Raw genomic sequence first — 21827 nt, 5'->3', positions numbered from 1 at the left:
AAAAAATAATCAAGAAAAAAGCGTGCTATAAAGCACGCTTTTTTTTAGCGAATTGATAGCAAAATTTTATGTAATTTTACCTTATTGAAATTCAAAAATTCAAAAAAATTATGCATGTAGCAATTGCCGGAAATATCGGAGCAGGAAAAACCACATTAACCAAAATATTAGCCGAACATTATAATTGGGACGCTCATTACGAATCCGTAGATGATAATCCATATTTAGATGATTTTTATGCTGAAATGGAACGCTGGTCGTTTAATTTACAAGTTTTCTTTTTAAATAGTCGGTTTCGTCAAGTTTTAGAATTAAGAGAATCTGGAAAAAAAATAATTCAAGACCGAACTATTTATGAAGACGCTCATATTTTTGCACCAAATCTGCACGCAATGGGATTAATGACCAATCGTGATTTTGGCAATTATTCCTCTTTATTTGAATTGATGGAAAAATTAGTAACACCTCCAGATTTATTGATTTATTTACGTGCCGATATTTCTACCTTAGTTGGACAAATTCACAAGCGTGGACGAGAATATGAAAACTCAATTAGTATCGATTATTTAAGCCGATTAAACGAACGCTACGAAGCTTGGGCAAGTAAATACAACAAAGGAAAATTGTTAATTATCGATGTTGATAACTTAGATTTTATCAAAAATAAAGCTGATTTAACGTATATTATTGATAAAATAGATGCAAAAATAAAGACAAAATAAAAGAGAAAAATAAAAAGCCTTTAAATTCATCTTTTAAATTCACTTAATAAAATAGCAGTTGCAGTAGCGACATTTAAACTTTCGGTTTGTTGAGTATCGCCAAAACGAGGAATCGTTATTGTATGCTTTACAATCGCTGCTATTTCAGCAGAAATTCCGTTAGCTTCATTGCCCATCACCAAAACCGCTTTTTGAGGAAGCGTTGTTTTATAAACATTTGTTCCGTGCATATCAGCAGTAAAAACAGGCAAACTCGTGTTTGATAAAAAAATAGGCAAATCGGTATAAGAAATGCGTACCCGAGCCAAAGAACCCATGGTGGATTGTACCACTTTTTGATTGTAACAATCTACCGTGTTTTTTGAACAAATCAATTCCGAAACACCAAACCAATCACACAAACGAATAATTGTTCCTAAATTTCCTGGATCATTTATGGCATCCAAAGCAACAATTAAATTACAAGTAGCATCAGGAATTGTTGTCGTTTCAGAACTTTTATGTTCAGGGATTTTAAACAATCCTAAAACTTTATTCGGATTCTTTAACGTACTAATTTTTTTTAATTCAGTATCAGAAATAAGTGTACACACTATATTTTCAGGAATTTCAAAATGACTATCCGTTGTAAAAATATGAGCGACTTCTAAGGAAGAAGCTATCAATTCTTGCACCACTTTTACGCCTTCAGCAACAAATAATTGTTCTTTTTGTCGATACTTTTTTTGTCGTAAACTTGTAATTAATTTTAGGTTGTTTTTTGATAAACTCATTATTATTTTTTTAACACTTTATAATCACTAAAAAATAGTATTTTTGATACTTAAAAATACGTGCCGTAAAGTTAATGAAAAAACTTTCTTTCTTCTTTTTATTAGTACTCTTATTCAATTCTTGTAATACGATAAAATTTGTTAAAGAAAATGAATTGTTACTCGCTAAAAATAGTGTTTACGTTGACAGCACTAAAAATACCACCGAAAATATTGCAGAATTACTGATGCAACGCCCAAATGCCAAAGCCTTGGGAGTTCCGTTGTCGTTGTATTTTTATAATTTAGGAAATCCTCAGGGAGCTAAAACACCATCGCAATGGGGAAATAAAAATCCTAAAATATATCGATTTTTTAAAAAAGGTTTCTCTGAAAAACAAAGTATTTCTGTTGCCAATACATTTATCGGATTTAATCATTGGTTTTTAAATAGTGGCGAAGCACCCGTTATTATTAATCCGATAAAAACTCAAAAAACAATTGGAAACTTAAAAGCATACTTTCAAACACAAGGCTATTTTAGAGCCAAAATAACATCAAAAAAAGATACTATTACTCCTAAAAAAGGAGAAATTTCATATCATATTACCAAAGGAAATCCTTCGTTTTTAGATACGATTCAAACTAAAATCGCCTCCCCTATTCTTGATTCTTTATATAAAATATCCAAAGAAAAAAGCTTTCTTTCCAAAGGAAGTCAATACAAAGACGGCAATTTTATTAAAGAAGCAAATCGTTTGGTCGAATTATTTCGAAATAATGGTATCTATCATTTTAATGAAAACTATATTTCATTCGATAATGATACCCTAAAAAATTATCAAAAAACAAACGTAGAAATTAGTATTTCAGATAGAATTATTCCCTTTAAAATTCAAAAAATAAAAAAAATAAGCGTTTTTACCGATTATTCCTACAATAAAAAAGATTCAATTCATAAAGATTCGGCAATCTATAATGGTATTCATTTTTATGCGCATGAAAAAATAAAATACAATCCTAAAATATTATCGCAATCATTATTTATGAAACCAAATATGGTGTATAGCGATGAATCTAAAAACCTAACACGCACGCATTTAAGAAGTTTAAAGAATTTTAAATCTACCTCGATTCGCTATAACGAACTCACTGAAAATGACTTAGAAGCGACTGTTTTTTTAACACCTATCGAAAAATATACCGTAGGTTTTGATACCGAATTATCACGCTCTAATATTCGAAATTTTGATGTTTCCCTAACTTTTTCGCTTATCAATAGAAATACCTTTAAAGGAGCAGAAACCTTTAAATTCTCCACTTTTGGCTCGTATTTTAGCTCCAATAATGGACTCGGTTGGGAAATGGGAGCCGATATTTCTCTAGAAATTCCTCGTTTTATCGCACCCTTTGGATGGCAAAAAATGATTCCGAAAAGAATGTTTCCTAAATCAAAATTTTTAATCGGAGGCGGTATTCAAAAAAATATTGGACTCGATAATCAAAATATTACCGTTGCTTTAGATTATAAATGGAAATATAATACTCGAAAATCATTACAATTAGAATTGTTTAATACCCAATATATTCGAAACTTAAATATCAATAATTATTTTACCATATACGGCTCAGAATATTCGAAATTAAAAAAAGTAGCAGACGAAATTCCGAAATATAAATTACCCGATAATCAAACAAATAACGCAGGAAGTATTGTAACATTTATGAAAAATGTTGCACAAGATGAAAATTTTCAAACTGCTAATGCAGTCGCTTTTCAAAATAATTTGAATATTTTTAATCGCTACAATATTATTACTTCGGATTTTTTAATCCCAGAAATTGCTTTTAGTTACACCTATAATAATCAAGAAAATAGTAAAGATGCTAGTTTTTCTTTTGTAAAATTTAGAGTCGCTAATGCAGGAAATTTAATGGGGATTTTATCAGAAAAAGAAAATACAAAAAATCAAAAAACATTTTTTAAAATCCCGATTGCACAGTATTTTAAATTGGATTTAGAATATAAAAAATATTGGAATTTAGGAAATAATACCGTGCTAGCACATCGAACTTTTTTAGGAAGTATTATTAATTATAATCAATCGAGCATTCCTTTTTCTCGTAGCTATTTTGCGGGAGGTTCAAATGACGTAAGAGCTTGGAAAACATACGATTTAGGAGCAGGAACCCGAAAACCTGGCTTAGAATATAATATCGGAAGTTTAAAATTTTTATCGAGTTTTGAATATCGATTTAATATGCTAGGAGCGTTAAAAGGTGCTTTATTTACAGATGCAGGAAATATTTGGGACATCACAAATTCTGATTTTATTGATGATGCCGCTAAATTTGACAACATTAAATCATTCACAGATATCGCTGTTGGCGCAGGATTTGGACTTCGATATGATTTTAATTTTTTAATCGCAAGACTAGATGTAGGCTTCAAAGTACACGAACCTTACTTAAATAATAACCGATGGTTTCGAAATTTTAATATCTCCAGATCTGTACTAAATATCGGAATTAATTACCCTTTTTAAAAATTATAAATTCAAAAGCCGTTATTTTCGAGCAATGCATTAAAATTTCTTATTTTTGACACGCTAAATACAACTAAAATCACATAAAAAACATATAAAATGGCGCATACTATTAAAGCTGGAGTTGCTACAGGAAAAGAAGTACAAGCAATATTTCAATTAGCAAAAGATAAAAAATTTGCATTACCTGCAGTAAATGTTGTAGGTTCTAGTACCGTAAATACTGTTCTAGAAACCGCAAAAGAATTAAATTCACCCGTAATTATTCAGTTTTCTAATGGTGGTGCGCAATTTAATGCTGGTAAAGGATTATCAAACGAACATGAAAAAGCAGCCATTGCAGGTGCTGTTGCAGGTGCAAAACACGTGCATTTATTAGCCGAAGCTTACGGTATTCCAGTAATTTTACATACCGATCATGCCGCTAAAAAATTATTACCTTGGATTGATGGATTATTAGACGCTAGTGAGCAATTTTATAAAGAAACAGGAAAATCTTTATACAGCTCTCATATGATTGATTTATCCGAAGAACCATTAGAAGAAAATATCGAAATCTGTAAAAAATATCTTGCTCGTATGAGCAAAATAGGAATGACACTAGAAATTGAATTAGGAATCACTGGTGGTGAAGAAGATGGTGTTGATAATTCTGATGTAGATGTTTCTAAACTTTACACGCAACCCGAAGAAGTTGCCTACGCTTACGAAGAATTAATGAAAATAAGCGACCAATTTACCATTGCTGCCGCTTTTGGAAATGTACACGGAGTTTACAGACCCGGAAACGTGAAATTAACACCGAAAATCTTGAAAAATTCTCAAGAATATATTTCTAAAAAATACAACGTGCCACATAATACTATCGATTTTGTTTTTCACGGAGGTTCTGGATCTTCTTTAGAAGAAATTAGAGAAGCAATTGATTACGGTACTATCAAAATGAATATTGATACCGATTTACAATACGCTTTCACCGAAGGTACTCGTGATTATATTTTGAAAAATCAAGCATATTTAGCTAGTCAGATTGGAAATCCTGATGGCGATGATAAACCTAATAAAAAATACTACGACCCTCGTAAATGGCTACGTGAAGGAGAATTAACATTTAAAACTCGTTTGAAAAAAGCTTTCGAAGATTTAAATAATGTAAATACCTTATAATACATCAATCAATATCTTTTTTGAAAAAAAAATCACTCAAACAGATATTGATTACAGTAAATCAAAAAGCATTTAGAACCCTCTAAATGCTTTTTTTAGCGATAAAAAGTAAAGTTCATAAAAAATAATTTACATTTGTCGTCAGCTCATTTCTTAAAATAAACGAGTTAACCCAAAAAACAAACAACAAAATATAAACTAAACTATGGCTTGGTTTAAACGTAAAGACAAGGGGATTCAAACCCCGACCGAAGAAAAAAAAGACACTCCTAAAGGCTTGTGGTATAAAACACCAAGCGGTAAGGTTATTGATACAGACGAATTAAAGAAAAACTTATATGTAAGCCCCGAAGATGGCTATCATGTTCGTATTGGAAGTCATGAATATTTTGAACTTTTTTTTGATGAAAATACCTTTGTTGAATTAGATGCAACATTAACATCAAAAGATCCTTTGAAATTTGAAGATACTAAAAAATATCCCGATCGCTTAAAAGCTGCACAAAGTAAAACAGGCTTAAAAGATGCCGTTCGTACAGCTGTCGGAAAATCTAACGGAAAAAATATTGTAATCGCTTCTATGGATTTTGCATTTATTGGCGGTTCAATGGGATCTGTCGTTGGTGAGAAAATAGCAAGAGCAATTGATTATGCTATCAAAAATGAACTCCCTTTCTTAATGGTATCAAAATCAGGAGGCGCACGTATGATGGAAGCATCCTTATCATTAATGCAAATGGTAAAAACATCCGTGAAATTAGCACAATTAGCAGAAGCTAAACTGCCATATATTTCATTATGTACCGATCCAACAACTGGAGGAATTACCGCTTCTTTTGCAATGCTTGGCGATATTAATATCGCTGAACCAAACGCTTTAATTGCTTTTGCAGGTCCTAGAATTGTAAAAGATACCACAGGAAAAGATTTACCTGAAGGTTTTCAGCGTTCAGAATTTGTACTAGAACACGGTTTCTTGGACGCCATTTACGAACGTAAACAATTAAAAAAACAAGTGAATTTATATATTGATTTGATACAGAATCAACCTATTAGAGCATAAAATTAAAAGTCAGCAACTGCTGGCTTTTTTGTTTTTATCAACATAAAAAACACTTTTAGCATACAATTCAACTAAAATTTTATTTGTATCTTTGTAGCTTCAATGAATAGCTCATTGATGTACATAAAAATCATTTAAATAATATTGGAATGTATTTAACGAAAGAAGTAAAAGAAGGATTATTCGAAAAACACGGTAAAAGTAAAGCTGATACTGGAACTTCGGAAGGACAAATTGCATTGTTCACTTTTAGAATTAACCACTTAACGGAGCACTTAAAGCAAAATCGTAAAGATTTTAATACAGAACGTTCATTAGTGAAAATGGTAGGAAAACGTAGAAGCTTACTTGATTACTTAAAGAAAACTGAAATCAACAGATATCGTGCGATTATCGTAGAATTAGGAATTAGAAAATAATTCTCCCAAAAAGAGGCGCTATAAACGTGCCTCTTTTTTTTATACCTAAAAATTCATTTCTATCTAACTAATAGAAATTTATATAAAAAACTCAAAATTTTTAACAACAATTTTGAATTTCCATTGCAACAAAACAACAACACAACAACAAACAATTTAAAAATTTAGAATTAAAATTTATGATTCCAAAAGTATTTAGAGAGGTCATTGACCTTGGAGATGGAAGAACCATCTCTTTAGAAACGGGTAAATTAGCAAAACAAGCCCATGGTTCGGTTGTTGTGCAAATGGGAAAAGCAATGTTGTTATGTACCGTAGTATCAAGCTACAAAGCAGGAACTGTTGATTTTTTACCTTTAACGGTAGATTATAGAGAAAAATTTGCTGCCGCAGGTCGTTATCCAGGTGGTTTCTTTAAAAGAGAAGCTAGACCTAGTGATGGTGAAATATTAACCATGCGTTTAGTAGATCGTGTTTTACGTCCTTTATTTCCAAAGGATTATCATTCGGAAGTACAGGTAATGATTCAATTAATGTCTCATGATGAAGACGTTATGCCAGATGCATTAGCAGGTTTAGCAGCTTCTGCAGCGATTCAATTATCTGATTTCCCTTTCGAATGTCCTATTTCTGAAGCACGTGTTGCTAGAGTAAATGGTGAATTTGTAATCAACCCAAACAGAGCTCAATTAGCAGAATCTGACATCGATATGATGATTGGAGCTTCAGCTGATTCAGTAATGATGGTTGAAGGTGAAATGGATGAAATTTCTGAAGAAGAAATGGCTGAAGCAATTAAATTTGCTCATGAATCTATTAAAATACAATGTGCTGCTCAAGTTCGTTTAGCGGAAGCTTTCGGAAAGAAAGAAACAAGAGTTTACGAAGGAGAAAGAGAAGACGAAGCATTAGCTAAAAAAATAAATGAACTTGCTTACGATAAGTGTTATGCTATCGCTAAAAAAGGTACATCAAAAGTAGAACGTACAACAGCTTTTGCTGAAGTAAAAGAAGAAGTTAAAGCTTCATTTACTGAAGAAGAATTAGCTGATTATGGTGATTTAGTTGGAAAATATTTCAACAAATCTCAAAAAAGTGCTGTTAGAGAATTAACTTTAGCGGAAGGTTTACGTTTAGACGGTCGTAAGACTGACGAAATTAGACCAATTTGGTGTGAAGTAGATTATTTACCATCAACACATGGTTCATCAATTTTTACTCGTGGAGAAACGCAAGCATTAGCGACCGTTACTTTAGGAACATCTAGAGATGCTAACAAAATAGATATGCCATCTTACGAAGGTGAAGAGAATTTCTATTTACATTATAACTTCCCTCCTTTTTGTACAGGTGAAGCAAGACCATTAAGAGGAACTTCTCGTAGAGAGGTTGGTCATGGTAACTTGGCTCAACGTGGTTTAAAAGGAATGATTCCTGCTGATTGCCCTTATACAGTAAGAGTTGTATCTGAAGTATTAGAATCTAATGGTTCTTCTTCAATGGCTACAGTTTGTGCTGGTACAATGGCTTTAATGGATGCAGGTGTTAAAATGACAAGACCAGTTTCTGGTATTGCTATGGGATTAATTTCTGACGGAGATCGTTACGCAGTTTTATCTGATATTTTAGGGGATGAAGATCATTTAGGTGATATGGACTTTAAAGTAACGGGTACTTCTGAAGGAATTACTGCTTGTCAGATGGATATTAAAGTGAAAGGATTAGGATACGAAATTTTAGTGAATGCACTAAAACAAGCTCGTGCAGGTCGTTTACATATCTTAGGGAAATTAACGGATACTATTTCTCAATCTAACGAAGAAGTTAAGGAACATGCTCCAAAAATGATTAACCGTCGTATCCCTAATGATATGATTGGTGCATTTATCGGACCAGGTGGTAAACATATTCAAGAATTACAGAAAGAAACAGGAACTACAATCGTAATTACTGAAGATGCTGTAACTGAAGAAGGAATTATTGAAATTTTAGGAACTGATCCTGAAGGAATTGAAAAAGTAACTACTCGTATTGAGTCTATGTTATTTAAACCTACCGTTGGTAATTCTTACGAAGTAAAAGTAATTAAAATGTTAGATTTTGGTGCTGTTGTAGAATATGCAGAAGCTCCAGGAAACGAAGTTTTATTACACGTTAGTGAATTAGCTTGGGAACGTACAGAAAATGTTTCTGACGTAGTTAAAATGGGTGATGTATTTGATGTAAAATATTTCGGACTTGACCCTAGAACTCGTAAAGAAAAAGTTTCTCGTAAAGCATTGTTACCAAAACCAGAAGGTTATGTAGCAAGACCACCAAGAGAAAACAAGCCTAGAGATAACAGAAGTCGTGATGACAGAAAACCTAGAGCTCCAAGAGAACCTAGAAAAGAAGATTAATCTTTATTTTTTTTATAATCTTGAAACCGCTAATTTATTTTAGCGGTTTTTTTGGCTTAAAACTTCATCTAAAAAAATGTAACGGCAAAATAGCAAGTCAAGGGGTTGAAACCTCCTTCTTAAAAGGAACTAAAAATCATAAGAAAACTAAAAACTTTCGCAAATGAAGATGAAAAATGAAAATAAAATCCCTTAGATGTGGTTTGATACGTTTTTATTTTTTAAAAACAAGGGGTTTTAACCCCTTGGCATACTCTTTTGATATTATAAAATTTATATTTACAGGTTTAAACAAAAACTTCGTTTTATTTCTCTTTGAAAACTACATGAAAACACAACAAATTGCCTATTTATCAATAGGAACAAATCAAGGAAGTCGGTTGGAAAACCTTCAAAATGCAATTAATTTAATTGCTGCAAATATTGGTGCTATTCAACAAATTGCTTCGGTATACGAAACGCCCTCTTTGGGTTTTGAAGGAGCTGACTTTTACAATACGTGTATTAAAATTACAACCTATTTATCTCCTGAAAAATTAATCAAAAAATTACTTTCTTTAGAAGATGAATTAGGTAGAACTCGAAAAAATAAAAGTGGCTACACCGATAGAATTATCGATTTAGATATTTTATTATATAATGATGAAATTATTTTTTCAGAAAATATAATTGTACCACATCCTAGAATGTTACAACGAAAATTTGTGTTAGTTCCATTGGTTGAAATTACGGAAAATATACTTCATCCAACAGTAAAAAAACCGTTAAGTGATTGTTTAAAAAACTGTACGGATACTTCTGAAATTTCGAAAATTAAAGTGCAATTAATGAACCCGATTTCTATTACCGAAAAATATAAATACATTGCTATTGAAGGAAATATTGGTGCAGGAAAAACATCGTTAGCTTATAAAATAGCCAATCAATTTAACACTAAAGTTGTACTAGAAAACTTTACTGAAAATCCTTTTTTAACTAAATTTTATCAAGATAAAGAACGCTATGCTTTTGCTTTAGAAATGAGTTTTTTAGCCGATAGACATCAGCAATTAACCGATGATTTAGCACAATTTGAATTGCTTGAAAATTGTATTATTTCTGATTATTATTTATTTAAATCGTTGATTTTTGCAGAAATTACCCTGCCGAAAGACGAATATGAAGTATATCAAAAAATGTTCTATTTACTTTATAAAGAAGTTACAAAACCTGATTTATATGTCTATTTATATCAAAATACCGAACGATTATTAGAAAATATAAAAAATCGAGGAAGAATATACGAGCAAAATATTGAAGCCGAGTATCTACAAAAAATACATGATGGTTATCGTAATTTTATAGAAAAAGAGCTTAATTTAAATGTTTTAATGATTGATGTTTCTAATCTAGATTTTGTAAATAATACGGAAGATTATCAAGCTATTATTCAACAAATAAACAATCATATTCGTTAAAAAAAATTATAAATAAATAAAAGCCTAAAAAAGTGATTTAAGAATTACTTTTTTTAGGCTTTTTTTATATTTCAGAAAGCTATTGTCAAAGCATTTTAAATGCTATTTTTTCAATTCTAATTTTTCTGCAAAATAATCACAAAAATCACGCATGGTAGCACCCATTTTTTGATCATCCGTAGCTCTTTCAAACGAACCTGCCATTGATACTAATGTTTGATGATAGAATTGTTTCATTTCATCAACAGGCATATCTTTGGTCCATAAATCCATACGTAAAGTATCTTTTTTCTTAGGATCCCAAACAGATAACATAATTGCTTTTGAAGACTCATTTTCAATGCCTCCATCTTCTGCATTCCATGAAATTTCTTCAGGAATTTTATTTTCGTCTAATCCTACTGTAAATTCGATTTTAGAAGTGTGTTTTATCGCCATTATATTCTTTTATTTCTTTTTAATTAATTTGATTTTTTCGGTTTATATTTTGATTTCTGGAAGATTTCTGCTTCACTTTTTTGTACTAATTCTAGCAAAGATACATCATTCTTTTGCATATACGAACGCACGATTTGCCAACCAATAAACTCCCCTATTCTCCCTGGTGATTCGGCATCTTTATCCATATAAAATTTTGAAAAAGGTGCGATATCTAAAAACCGTTTATCGAGGTCTTTACTGGTACTATACAACAATTCTTTTTCAATAAAATAACGCCAAATTTGTTGTTCATTATTTTTTGCCCACGCCATTTTTTCAGGTAAATATCCTATTTTAAGAGCCTCTGAAGTTGTTGGTAAATAAGCATCTAACAAATACATTTTTTTACCTTTATAAATCATTTTATCAATAAAATTACGTTGCTTTACTGAAAATTTTTGCGTATTTATAATCGTTTTTGCAACATCAACACTAATATTTTCTTTTTGATTATGTTGCTTTATATACGCGGGATAATCATTATAAAAAGGATGTGTTTTCCCAAGATAAGCATCTAAAGAAATCAGCAATAAACTATCGGCATATACGATGCGATTATCATAGTCAATATTGGTAAGCATCGTAATTACCTTAGGCGTTTTAAACTTCGGATGATAATATTTTACGTGCTTAAATAAGGATGTTAAATCGGAACTCAACGTGTCAAGATTCGGGAATATTTTTTGCGTTTCAGCATATAATTCTCGTTCATCTTTATTGTTGATTTTATTAATCCAAACGCTATCAGGTTGTTTTGGAAATAAAAAAGGATACTTATTTTTCGTATTAATTAAAGTCGTTGGCGTTGTTTTATAAAAATCGACATCAAAACGCGCAATAACAACAGGTTTTACCGCTATTTTATCTAAATCAGATGCGTTAATTTTCAAACGAGTATCGGTTTGTGTATCACATGAACTTAAAACCGAAATCAAAATAAAAACTAAAATAAAAAGTGCTAAAAATTTTCTCATGAACTTATAGTATATTTACATTTAAAATAGTCAAAGTATAATTAAATATTAGAACCTCAAAATTACTAAAATAGTTTCTATCATTTTATATAAACTCCTAAAAACATCTCTAATTATGAATACGCCAAAAGTTTCGGAACATATTGTACAATGGTTAAAAAATTACGCAACCAAAGCGGGTGTAAATGGTTTTGTCGTGGGTATTTCTGGCGGAATTGACAGTGCAGTAACTTCCACTTTATGCGCCCAAACTGGCTTAAAAGTTTTATGTGTTGAATTGCCGATTCATCAAGCAGAAAGCCAAGTAAACAGAGCCAATGAACACATCAAACAATTAAAAGAACGCTTTAAAAATGTTAGTGAAGTCGAAGTTGATTTAACCAGTACTTTTGAAGATTTTAAAGCTGTTGTTCCTAAAATTAAACCTTCGGATAAAACTCGTTTAGCGTTGGCAAATACACGCGCTCGTTTACGCATGACTACGCTGTATTATTTTGCAGGTTTACACGGGTTATTAGTGGCAGGAACGGGAAATAAAGTAGAAGATTTTGGCGTTGGTTTTTACACAAAATATGGTGATGGTGGTGTAGATTTGAGCCCTATTGCTGATTTAGTAAAATCGGAAGTATATGCGTTAGCATCACATTTAAAAGTTCCAAGTTCGATACAAAATGCCCAACCTACCGACGGACTTTTTGGCGATAGTAGAACTGATGAAGATCAAATTGGTGCTTCTTATGACGAATTAGAATGGGCAATGAAAATGCTAGATTTAGGAAAAACCGAAACTGATTTTTCAAACAGAGAACTTGAAGTTTTTAAAATTTATACAAGATTGAATCGCATTAATCAACATAAAATGATACCGATTCCTGTTTGTGAAATTCCTGCCGATTTAAAATAAATTGCGATTAAATTCAGCAAATGCTAGCGCAAGCATCTTACTTGTGCCGTCAAACAAAAACATATTATTTATTTTATAAACGGTACGAGCGTGACACTCGCAATAGCAAATTCAAACGCTAGCGCAAGCATCTTGCTTGTGCTGTCAAACAAAAACATATTATTTATTTTATAAACGGTACGAGCAAGATACTCGCACTAGCCAATTCTTATCCTAGCCAAATTCTTATCAGAAAAATAAAAAAATCCTTAAACTACCCGATTTAATTTGTCAAAAAGGCGTTTTTTTAAGTCGGTGTAGTTTGATATTTCTTCTAAATCAAGCACCGCTTTTTGGGCTTGTACTTCGTGTATAATTTCTTTTATTTTTTGTTCGATTAAAATTCTTCGTAAATTTAAAATCGCATCTGATACCAATTTAGGCAATATTTTGATGGTTTGTGTTACAAAAATTTCTTTGCGTTCCCAATCGCTTAACGAATATTTTTCTTCATCCATTAAAATATTAGTAACCAAGCTTGCAATTTCTTGATTTTCGTGCATTATTAATTGGTCTATCGAAATTTTTTCATCTTGATTTAATTGATGTACTAACTGATAATAAGTTTGTTTAAAGAGTTCATTTGCAAACTCAATTTCATCTTCTTGCAGATTTAAATACAACTCATTTGAAACTGTATTTTGATATTCTTCTTTCTCTAAAATAGGACGTCCTTTATCATCAACTCCCGCTACCCAATTGACAAAATCGACAATTTCGTTTCCGTATAATAATAAAATTCTGATAATTTCTTTTTCAAGAATTTCTAATTGATTTATTTTCTGAATCCCCGTCCGATTTGTTTTAACAAGTCCCATCGATGCTTGTTCTGCTCCTGCTAACGATGGCTGATTTCTACTTTGATTTGCACTTTTTTTAGTTGTATTAATCAAATCTTTATTGATTAATTGTGCTAATTCGTTAAATAAAACTTGTTCGGAAATATCCATGATACGCGCACATTCTTGCACATATACTTCTCGTTGAATTCCATCTGGAATTTTAGAAATACTCGTTACAATATCTCGAATTAATCCTGCTTTTTTAACAGGATCATTCTTTGCGTCTTCCATCAACAAAGACACTTTAAATTCAATAAAATCTTGTGATTTTTCTTCTAAAAACTGTTTTAATTCGGCTGTTGAATGCGATTTTGCAAAACTATCAGGATCTTCTCCTTCTGGAAAAGAAACTACTTTTACATTCATTCCTTGTGCTAAAATCAAATCGATTCCTCGAATAGACGCTCTAATTCCTGCGGCATCGCCATCAAATAAAACGGTAATATTTTTAGTTAAACGATTCACCAAACGAATTTGTTCGGGCGTAAGTGCCGTTCCTGAAGATGCCACCACATTTTCAATTCCTGATTGATAAAATGAAATAACATCGGTATATCCTTCAACTAAATAGCAATTATCTTGCTTGGCAATTTCTTTTTTTGCTTGATAAATTCCGTATAAAACTTTACTTTTATGGTAAATATCACTTTCGGGTGAGTTTAAGTATTTTGCTGCTTTTTTATCATTGGTAAGTATTCGTCCTCCGAAACCTAAAATCCGCCCCGACATACTGTGAATCGGAAACATAACACGTCCTTTAAAACGGTCAAATTTTCTATCGGTTGAACCGCCTTCTTTAACAATCGTTAATCCTGTGGATTTTAAATACTTTAAATCGTAGCCTTTTGATAAGGCATTATTCGTGAAATTATCCCATTGATCTTTACAATATCCTAAGTCGAATTTTTCGATAATATCTTCTCGAAAACCTCTTTCTTTAAAGTAGGATAATCCAATGGCACGTCCTTGTTGGCTGTTCATTAATACGTCATGAAAATAATCTTTGGCAAATTTAGAGACCAAAAACATACTTTCGCGTTCATTCATTTGCTCTTTTTGCGCATCTGATTGCTCGGTTTCTTCAACTTCGATATTGTACTTTTTTGCCAACCATTTTATCGCCTCTGGATAGGAATAATGCTCATGTTCCATTAAAAATGATACGGCATTTCCGCCTTTTCCTGTACTAAAATCTTTCCAAATTTGTTTTACTGGCGATACCATAAATGATGGTGTTCGTTCATCAGTAAACGGACTTAATCCTTTAAAACTGCTTCCAGATTTTTTTAATTGTACAAATTCACCAATTACCTCGGCAACTTGAGCGGCTTCAAAAACTTTTTCTATGGTTTCTTTGGTTATCATATTTTTAAAATACAATGGCAAAGATACAAGCTTTTAAATTTGCGTATCAAAAGATACTTATAAAAACGATTTTTAGTTGCTCAATATTTTTAAATATTTACTTTTGCAGAAATCCTAAATCCCCCAATTATGAACATCCGATTTTCTTCTTTTTTACTATTTATAGTATTTTTTAATGTCGCTATAAATGCTCAAGAAACCATTCTAATTCCTGATATCGGACTCGAAGAATGTTTAATTGATTTAGATATTGATTCGAATGGTTTAAATGGAAATATTTTAGTTAGTGATGCAAAATATGTAATTAATTTAAACATCAATAATCCGATAACTAATAAATTATTACCCAACGTACATTCTAAAATTAAAGATTTAACAGGACTTGAAAGTTTTCCAAATTTAAAACGATTGGATTGTTTTAATAATAATCTTACAAAATTAGATTTATCAAAAAGTACGTCTATTACTTTTTTGAATTGTAATGATAATAAAATAACAAAACTTGATCTTAGTAAAAATACCAAATTAGCCTACATAAGTTGTGATAATAATCAATTAAATACGTTACTTCTTGGAGATAATCCGAATCTTGAAAGCCTATATTCAAGCTTTAATACATTGACTTATTTAGATGTTTCTGGCTGTTCAAAGTTAGAGAGTTTGGACACTTCTGGCAATGGTATAAATATGATTCGGGTAAATAATACTCAATTAAATACACCGCCTCAAGGATGGTATAAAGATGAAAAAACAATTTATAGTACGACAAAAACAGCTACAAAACCAACTATAAAATCGGTTACAGAACCAGTTACAAAATTGACAAATTCAACTGTTATTATCGCTAAAGCGGATAAAAAAACAGCTCCAATTATCAAAAATAATACTGAAAAAACAATCGAAATGAAACAACAAATTGTTGCAGAATTTGAAGCCGAAGTTTTAAATGAACTACATCTAAATAAAATCAAAAATAAAGTACTTAAAAAATATTCAATAACATCTGAAGAATTATCAGAATGGCTAAAAAAATATAACAAACGAATTGACTATTCTAAATAAATTATATGATTTACGGGAATAATTCACAAAAAAAAACCAACGATAATCGCTGGTTTTTTTTGTTATTCTTACTTTATAATCAAAAAATTAAGACCCTGCTCTTAATTTCTTTAATGCTGATTTTGTAACCTTCGATTCGGCATATTTTCTGGTAACCTTTAATTCTTTTTCATCAGAACTTGGCATATCAAACATCGCATCTGTTAAAATTGCTTCACATAAAGAACGTAATCCACGAGCGCCTAGTTTGTATTCAATTGCCTTATCTACAATGTATTGCATTGCATCTTCGGTTAAAGAAAAAGCTACATCATCCATCGCAAATAACTTCGTGTATTGCTTTATAATAGAATTTTTAGGTTCTGTTAAAATAGCACGCAATGTTTTTGCATCTAGCGGATTCATGTAACTTAATACAGGTAAACGTCCAATAATTTCAGGAATTAATCCAAAAGATTTTAAATCCGAAGGAATAATATATTGTAATAAATTAGTTTCATCAACTTTATCTTCATCAATAGATGCACTATATCCAACCGCTTGCATATTTAAACGCTTGCTGATAATTCTTTCAATTCCTGAAAAAGCACCTCCTGCGATAAATAAAATTTCTTTGGTATTTACTTCAATAAATTTTTGATCGGGATGTTTTCTTCCACCTTTCGGAGCAACATTTACCACCGAACCTTCTAATAATTTTAGCAATGCTTGTTGCACTCCTTCTCCTGATACATCACGTGTAATTGATGGATTATCACCTTTACGAGCAATTTTATCAATTTCATCAATAAAAACAATTCCTCGTTCTGCTTTTTCTACATCATAATCTGCTGCTTGCAACAGACGACTTAAAATACTTTCAACATCTTCTCCAACATATCCTGCTTGGGTTAAAACCGTGGCATCAACAATAGAAAAAGGGACATTTAACATTCTAGCAATAGTACGTGCCATTAAGGTTTTTCCTGTTCCTGTTTCTCCTACTAAAATGATGTTTGATTTCTCAATTTCTACCTCATCTTCATCATCTTTGGTTTGCAATAATCGTTTATAATGATTATAAACCGCTACCGACATCCCTCTTTTAGTAGCATCTTGTCCGATGATATATTCATCTAAGAATGCTTTAATTTCTTTGGGTTTTTTAAGGGTTAAATCTTTGGGTAAACTTGATGCTATTGCTTCGGATACTTCTTCAGCTACAATTCCGTGCGCTTGTTCTATACATTTATCGCAAATATGTGCGTCCATCCCAGCGATTAATAAATCGGTTTCTGGTTTTTTACGCCCACAAAAGGAACATTGTAAGTTTTCTTCTTTCGACATGCTACTAACTTGTTATTCTTAGTTTTTTACAAAAATATTCTTAGAGATTGTTAAAGATTCTTTTTGTAATCAAGAAAAATTATTTTCTTATTAAAATTTCATCTACCATTCCGTATGCTTTTGCTTCGTCTGCTTTCATCCAATAATCTCTATCAGAATCTTCTTGTACTTTTTCAAAAGTTTGCCCTGAATGATTGGCAATAATATCGTATAATTCTGTTTTTAATTTCCCGATTTCTTTTACGGTAATTTCCATATCAGAAGCTTGTCCTTGTGCGCCTCCCATTGGTTGATGAATCATAATACGAGAGTGTGGCAATGCAGAACGTTTTCCTTTTGCACCTGCACACATTAATACAGCTCCCATCGAGGCTGCCATTCCTGTACAAATTGTAGCAACATCTGGCTTGATAAATTGCATGGTATCGTAAATTCCTAAACCTGCGTACACACCTCCACCTGGAGAATTAATATAAATTGAAATATCTTTATTGGCATCTACGCTTTCTAAGAATAATAATTGAGCCTGAATTACATTGGCAACTTGGTCGTTAACACCCGTACCTAAAAAGATAATTCTGTCCATCATTAAACGAGAAAAAACATCCATTTGGGTAATATTCATTTGACGTTCTTCCATAATATATGGCGTTAAACTACTGGTTATTTTCCCTAAATATGTACTATTTATTCCGTGCTCTTTTGTTGCGTATTTTTCGAATTCTTTTCCGTAATCCATTTTGAAAATGTTTTTTGGGTTATAATGTTGTAAATATAAGAACTATTTTTTTAGTATTTGACTAGTATTTTAGTCGTTTTTGTGGCTAAAAAAACCCGAATTTACATTCAGGTTTTTTGTTGATAACAATTAAAAAACTGTTATTTATATACTTCTTTTACGAAATCTTCATAAGAAAGTTCTTTGCTATCAAACGTTATTTTTTCTTTATAGAAAGCTAATAATTTATGACTAATTAATTGAGCTTGTAACTTTTGAGCTTCTTCTTGATTTTGAAGAACTCTCGCAGCGATATCGTTTAATTCTTTTTCTTCAGGATTCATGTTTCCAAATTGTGCCATTTGCGAACGGATAAATCCTTTTGCGTAATCAACTAATTCGGCATATTCTAATTTGATATCGTTATCTCTCATAATCTTTCCTTCGATTAATTGGTAACGTAATCCTTTTTCTGATTTTTCATATTCTGCGGCTGCTTCTTCAATTGTTAATTGTTTTTGACCAGCAGTTTGTAACCATTTTTGTAAAAATTCTTTTGGTAAATCAAACGTTGTATTTTCGACTAAGTTTTCAGTAATTGCGTTTAACAATTGCTGATCTGCTTGTTGTTCGAATTGTTTTTCAGCATCTTCTTTAATTTTACCTTTTAATTCATCTACTGAAGTTACACTTCCATCAGCAAATAATTTATCGAATAATTCTTTTTCTAAAGGAGCTGGTTCTGTTTTTGTAACGGCATCAATGGTAAAAGATACAGGTACAGCTAAACCATGAACAGCTTCATGAGGTACGCCTAAAGCTTCTTGTAATTTATGTTCATCAGCAAATAATCCTTTTGTTTCTAAAGATAAAACATCACCAACTTTAGCGCCTACAAATTTTTTCAAGTTTTCTTCACCTGAAATTTCTTTTACAGAAATAGTTGCTTTTTTGTTGATTTCTTTTTCTTCATTTACAAAAGTTCCTGTGATGTTAGCATCATCATCAGCAGTTTCTACTGGCAATTGATTTCCAAAACGAGCTTGAATATTTTCTACTTCTTTATCTAATAATTCATCGGTAGCAATAATATTATATTGAACAACTTTTTTAGCAGGAGCTAAATCTACCTCAAATTTAGGTGCTAATCCTATTTCAAATTCGAAAGAAAATTCTTCAGCATCCCAATTTAATTCGTCCTTCATTTTAGGCAACGGATTTCCTAAAAGGTCTAATTTTTGTTGTGCTAAATAGTTATTTAATGAGTTTTGTAACACTTTGTTTACCTCCTCAATCACGATTGCTTTTTCGTGTTGTTTTTTAATCATTCCCATTGGCACTTGCCCTTTTCTGAATCCAGGAATGTCTGTTTTTTTACGTTTTTCTTCTAATTGTCTTGTTACGTTTGCTTGATAATCTTCAGCAACGATATCTATTTTTACAACAGCGTTTAACGCGTCTATGTCTTGTTTTGTTATGTTCATCTTTAAATATATTTCTTTAAAATCGGGTGCAAAATTAGGTTATTTTTACCTTTTTCACAAAGGGTTTAAATGTTTCGTTTTCAGTTATTTTTAGGTTTCTTTTTAGTCTTCTTTTAATACCGAAAATAAGGCAGAACGAAATATTGATAATAGCACACTAAATAAAAGTGCGGTAAAAAATCCGTTTACGGCAAATCCTGTAACTAAATTATCTGCTAATAAAATAACAATTGCGTTAATTACAAACAGAAATAATCCGAGCGTTACAATGGTTGCTGGCAAGGTAAAAAATACCAATAACGGACGTACAAACATATTTAATAATGAAATTACTAATCCTACAATTATCGCGGTGTAATAATCGGTTACCGATACGCCTGGTAAAAATTCGGCTAATAAAAAAACGGCTAAGGCGGTTAATAAAATTTTTAAAAATATATTCATTTTGAGTGATTTTTAAGTGATTCTTTTTTAGATGTTAGTTTTAGGGCGATAATTATACCAATTTTAAAAATACTGTAATTTTGGCAGGTTTTTAGTTTTTTCCTGATTAAAAACTGTTAAAACAGTCAGAAATCATCTTGAATTGTATAAAATATAGTAATATACGCCTAAATTTCAGATTTAATTAAGCTTTTTTATATGTTAGAAACAATCATTTTAAGCCCAGAAAACAAACCTAGTAGCTTTGAAAAATCAGCAATAGTCGATTTTCTATACGATAATCTTGAGCAATATGGCGATTCAAAAAAAGACATCGAAAAAGCGATTGATTATTCTTTAAAAAATTTCAAATCATTTGGTGGTTTTGTAATGATTCTAAAAATCGATACCATTATTAAAGGAATTGCCGTTATAAATCAAACAGGAATGGGAAGTTATATTCCTGAAAATATTTTAGTTTATATTGCTATCAATAAAAATTTTAGAGGTAAAGGTTTGGGTGAAAAATTAATGAAGGAAGTAATTAAACATACAAAAGGGGATATCGCATTACATGTAGCTCCGGAGAATCCTGCAAAATATCTTTATGAAAAAGTAGGTTTTGCAACTCCTTATTTAGAAATGAGATTAAAAAAATAACTCAAATTCTCGATATAATTTTAAGAGCCTGTTTAAATTTCATCTGAAAAAAATATAGTGGCAAAAAATGACGGCAAGGGGTTAAAACCCCTTGTTAAAAGGAGCTGAAAATCACAAAAAAAGCTAAAAAATGTGGCAAATCAGGATGAGAAACTGAAATAAAATCCCTTTGACGCATTTTTATTTTTAAAACAAGGGGTTTTAACCCCTTGTCATGCCTATTTTGACGTCACAAAAATTTTTGGAATAAAATTTAAACTCTTATAAAATCAATAGCTTCTTGATAGAAATCGGTTGGATTTTCGGCATGTAACCAATGTCCAGCATTTGCAATTGTTTTGATAATTGCTTTTGGAAAATGTGCTTCAATAAGTGGCGTTTCATTTTGGGAAATATAGCCAGAATTTTCGCCTTTTAAAAATAACGTATCGCCTTCAAAAACAGTAAATGAAGGCAATGCTTCGCCAACTTCATTATTATTTTCAGTTAATGACGTTAAATTAAAACGAAAGGCAAATTCTTCTTTTGTTTTTCGATAAACGTTTTTCAGTAAAAATTGTCGAATGCCAAGTTCAGGAATTAATATTTTTAATTTCTCATCAATCAAATTTCGAGAATTTTGTACCGTAAAATCAATAGAGTTTAAAGCCTCTAAAATATCGTGATGATGTGGCGGATACATTTTTGGTGAAATATCAGCAACAATTAATTTATGTACCAAATCAGGATATTGAGTAGCAAATAACATGGCTGTTTTTCCACCCATCGAATGCCCTAATAAAACAACATTTTCTAAATGATAATGAGCAATATAATGCTGTAAATCTTCGACCATTAATTCATAATCAAAAGCATCAGAATGAAAACTACGACCATGATTTCGCTGGTCAATTAAATGAACTTCAAAACCATCTTCGGCAAATTTATTGGCGTGACTTTTCCAATTATCGCCCATACCAAAATATCCGTGTAAAATCAACAACGGCTTCCCCGCTCCTAGTATTTTAGAATGTAGAATTTGCATA

At 31.2% G+C, this 21827-nt stretch carries 19 protein-coding genes; 10 read left to right on the top strand and 9 right to left on the bottom strand.

Annotation, left to right across the window (positions count from 1 at the left end; translation table 11 throughout):
- The first annotated feature begins 110 nt into the window (after positions 1-110).
- Positions 111-722 carry a deoxynucleoside kinase gene (locus L0U72_RS01190; RefSeq protein WP_101918032.1) on the top strand — a complete coding sequence of 204 codons (612 nt, stop codon included), beginning with the start codon at positions 111-113 and terminating at the stop codon, positions 720-722.
- A 26-nt stretch (positions 723-748) separates the two neighbouring features.
- Here L0U72_RS01190 and L0U72_RS01185 read toward each other — a convergent pair whose 3' ends face one another.
- Positions 749-1495, bottom strand: a complete 747-nt coding sequence (locus L0U72_RS01185; protein ID WP_233898191.1) for a TrmH family RNA methyltransferase — start codon at positions 1493-1495, stop codon at positions 749-751.
- Between the two features lie 74 nt (positions 1496-1569).
- On the opposite strand from L0U72_RS01185, the gene tamL reads away from it, so the two are divergent.
- From tamL to folK, 6 genes are all read left to right on the top strand, one after another.
- Positions 1570-4020 carry a translocation and assembly module lipoprotein TamL gene (gene tamL / locus L0U72_RS01180; protein ID WP_233898190.1) on the top strand — a complete coding sequence of 817 codons (2451 nt, stop codon included), beginning with the start codon at positions 1570-1572 and terminating at the stop codon, positions 4018-4020.
- A 99-nt stretch (positions 4021-4119) separates the two neighbouring features.
- Positions 4120-5187, top strand: coding sequence for a class II fructose-bisphosphate aldolase (fbaA, locus tag L0U72_RS01175; protein WP_101918035.1), 1068 nt, complete (start codon positions 4120-4122; stop codon positions 5185-5187).
- Positions 5188-5392: 205 nt separating this feature from the next.
- Positions 5393-6250 carry an acetyl-CoA carboxylase, carboxyltransferase subunit beta gene (gene accD, locus L0U72_RS01170; RefSeq protein ID WP_101918036.1) on the top strand — a complete coding sequence of 286 codons (858 nt, stop codon included), beginning with the start codon at positions 5393-5395 and terminating at the stop codon, positions 6248-6250.
- 149 nt (positions 6251-6399) lie between these two features.
- Positions 6400-6669 carry a 30S ribosomal protein S15 gene (rpsO, locus tag L0U72_RS01165; RefSeq protein ID WP_233896888.1) on the top strand — a complete coding sequence of 90 codons (270 nt, stop codon included), beginning with the start codon at positions 6400-6402 and terminating at the stop codon, positions 6667-6669.
- Between the two features lie 179 nt (positions 6670-6848).
- Entirely contained in the window at positions 6849-9068 is a 2220-nt protein-coding gene (locus L0U72_RS01160) for a polyribonucleotide nucleotidyltransferase (protein ID WP_233898189.1), read from the top strand.
- 326 nt (positions 9069-9394) lie between these two features.
- Positions 9395-10525 carry a 2-amino-4-hydroxy-6-hydroxymethyldihydropteridine diphosphokinase gene (folK, locus tag L0U72_RS01155; RefSeq protein ID WP_233898188.1) on the top strand — a complete coding sequence of 377 codons (1131 nt, stop codon included), beginning with the start codon at positions 9395-9397 and terminating at the stop codon, positions 10523-10525.
- Between the two features lie 102 nt (positions 10526-10627).
- Here the strand turns inward: folK and gldC are convergent, their stop codons facing one another.
- Positions 10628-10963, bottom strand: a complete 336-nt coding sequence (gldC, locus tag L0U72_RS01150) for a gliding motility protein GldC (RefSeq protein WP_101918040.1) — start codon at positions 10961-10963, stop codon at positions 10628-10630.
- A 23-nt stretch (positions 10964-10986) separates the two neighbouring features.
- Positions 10987-11979: a gliding motility lipoprotein GldB gene (gene gldB, locus L0U72_RS01145; RefSeq protein ID WP_233896882.1), complete on the bottom strand. Its 993-nt coding sequence runs from the start codon at positions 11977-11979 to the stop codon at positions 10987-10989.
- Positions 11980-12094: 115 nt separating this feature from the next.
- Here gldB and nadE point away from each other — a divergent pair, with 115 nt between their 5' ends.
- Entirely contained in the window at positions 12095-12883 is a 789-nt protein-coding gene (gene nadE, locus L0U72_RS01140) for an NAD(+) synthase (RefSeq protein ID WP_193706281.1), read from the top strand.
- 248 nt (positions 12884-13131) lie between these two features.
- Here the strand turns inward: nadE and dnaG are convergent, their stop codons facing one another.
- Positions 13132-15129, bottom strand: a complete 1998-nt coding sequence (gene dnaG / locus L0U72_RS01135; protein WP_233898187.1) for a DNA primase — start codon at positions 15127-15129, stop codon at positions 13132-13134.
- A gap of 129 nt (positions 15130-15258) precedes the next feature.
- Here dnaG and L0U72_RS01130 point away from each other — a divergent pair, with 129 nt between their 5' ends.
- The gene (locus L0U72_RS01130) at positions 15259-16191 is read left to right on the top strand and encodes a leucine-rich repeat domain-containing protein (protein WP_233898186.1); all 933 of its coding nucleotides are present in this window, start codon (positions 15259-15261) and stop codon (positions 16189-16191) included.
- 87 nt (positions 16192-16278) lie between these two features.
- On the opposite strand, the gene clpX is transcribed toward L0U72_RS01130, so the two are convergent.
- From clpX to L0U72_RS01110, 4 genes are all read right to left on the bottom strand, one after another.
- Positions 16279-17517, bottom strand: coding sequence for an ATP-dependent Clp protease ATP-binding subunit ClpX (gene clpX, locus L0U72_RS01125; RefSeq protein WP_101918045.1), 1239 nt, complete (start codon positions 17515-17517; stop codon positions 16279-16281).
- Positions 17518-17596: 79 nt separating this feature from the next.
- A complete protein-coding gene (gene clpP / locus L0U72_RS01120) occupies positions 17597-18256 on the bottom strand; it encodes an ATP-dependent Clp endopeptidase proteolytic subunit ClpP (RefSeq protein WP_101918046.1) in 660 nt (219 codons plus the stop codon).
- Positions 18257-18396: 140 nt separating this feature from the next.
- A complete protein-coding gene (locus L0U72_RS01115; protein ID WP_101918047.1) occupies positions 18397-19719 on the bottom strand; it encodes a trigger factor in 1323 nt (440 codons plus the stop codon).
- 102 nt (positions 19720-19821) lie between these two features.
- A complete protein-coding gene (locus L0U72_RS01110; RefSeq protein WP_101918048.1) occupies positions 19822-20163 on the bottom strand; it encodes a phage holin family protein in 342 nt (113 codons plus the stop codon).
- Positions 20164-20361: 198 nt separating this feature from the next.
- On the opposite strand from L0U72_RS01110, the gene L0U72_RS01105 reads away from it, so the two are divergent.
- Positions 20362-20802, top strand: coding sequence for a GNAT family N-acetyltransferase (locus tag L0U72_RS01105; protein WP_101918049.1), 441 nt, complete (start codon positions 20362-20364; stop codon positions 20800-20802).
- A gap of 253 nt (positions 20803-21055) precedes the next feature.
- Here the strand turns inward: L0U72_RS01105 and L0U72_RS01100 are convergent, their stop codons facing one another.
- Positions 21056-21826: an alpha/beta fold hydrolase gene (locus tag L0U72_RS01100; protein ID WP_233898185.1), complete on the bottom strand. Its 771-nt coding sequence runs from the start codon at positions 21824-21826 to the stop codon at positions 21056-21058.
- Position 21827: the final 1 nt, after the last annotated feature.

The organism is Tenacibaculum piscium, assembly GCF_021390755.1.
Classification (GTDB): domain Bacteria; phylum Bacteroidota; class Bacteroidia; order Flavobacteriales; family Flavobacteriaceae; genus Polaribacter; species Polaribacter piscius.
Note: the sequence above shows the minus strand (reverse complement) of the source record. Positions and strands in the feature narration are given on the sequence as shown.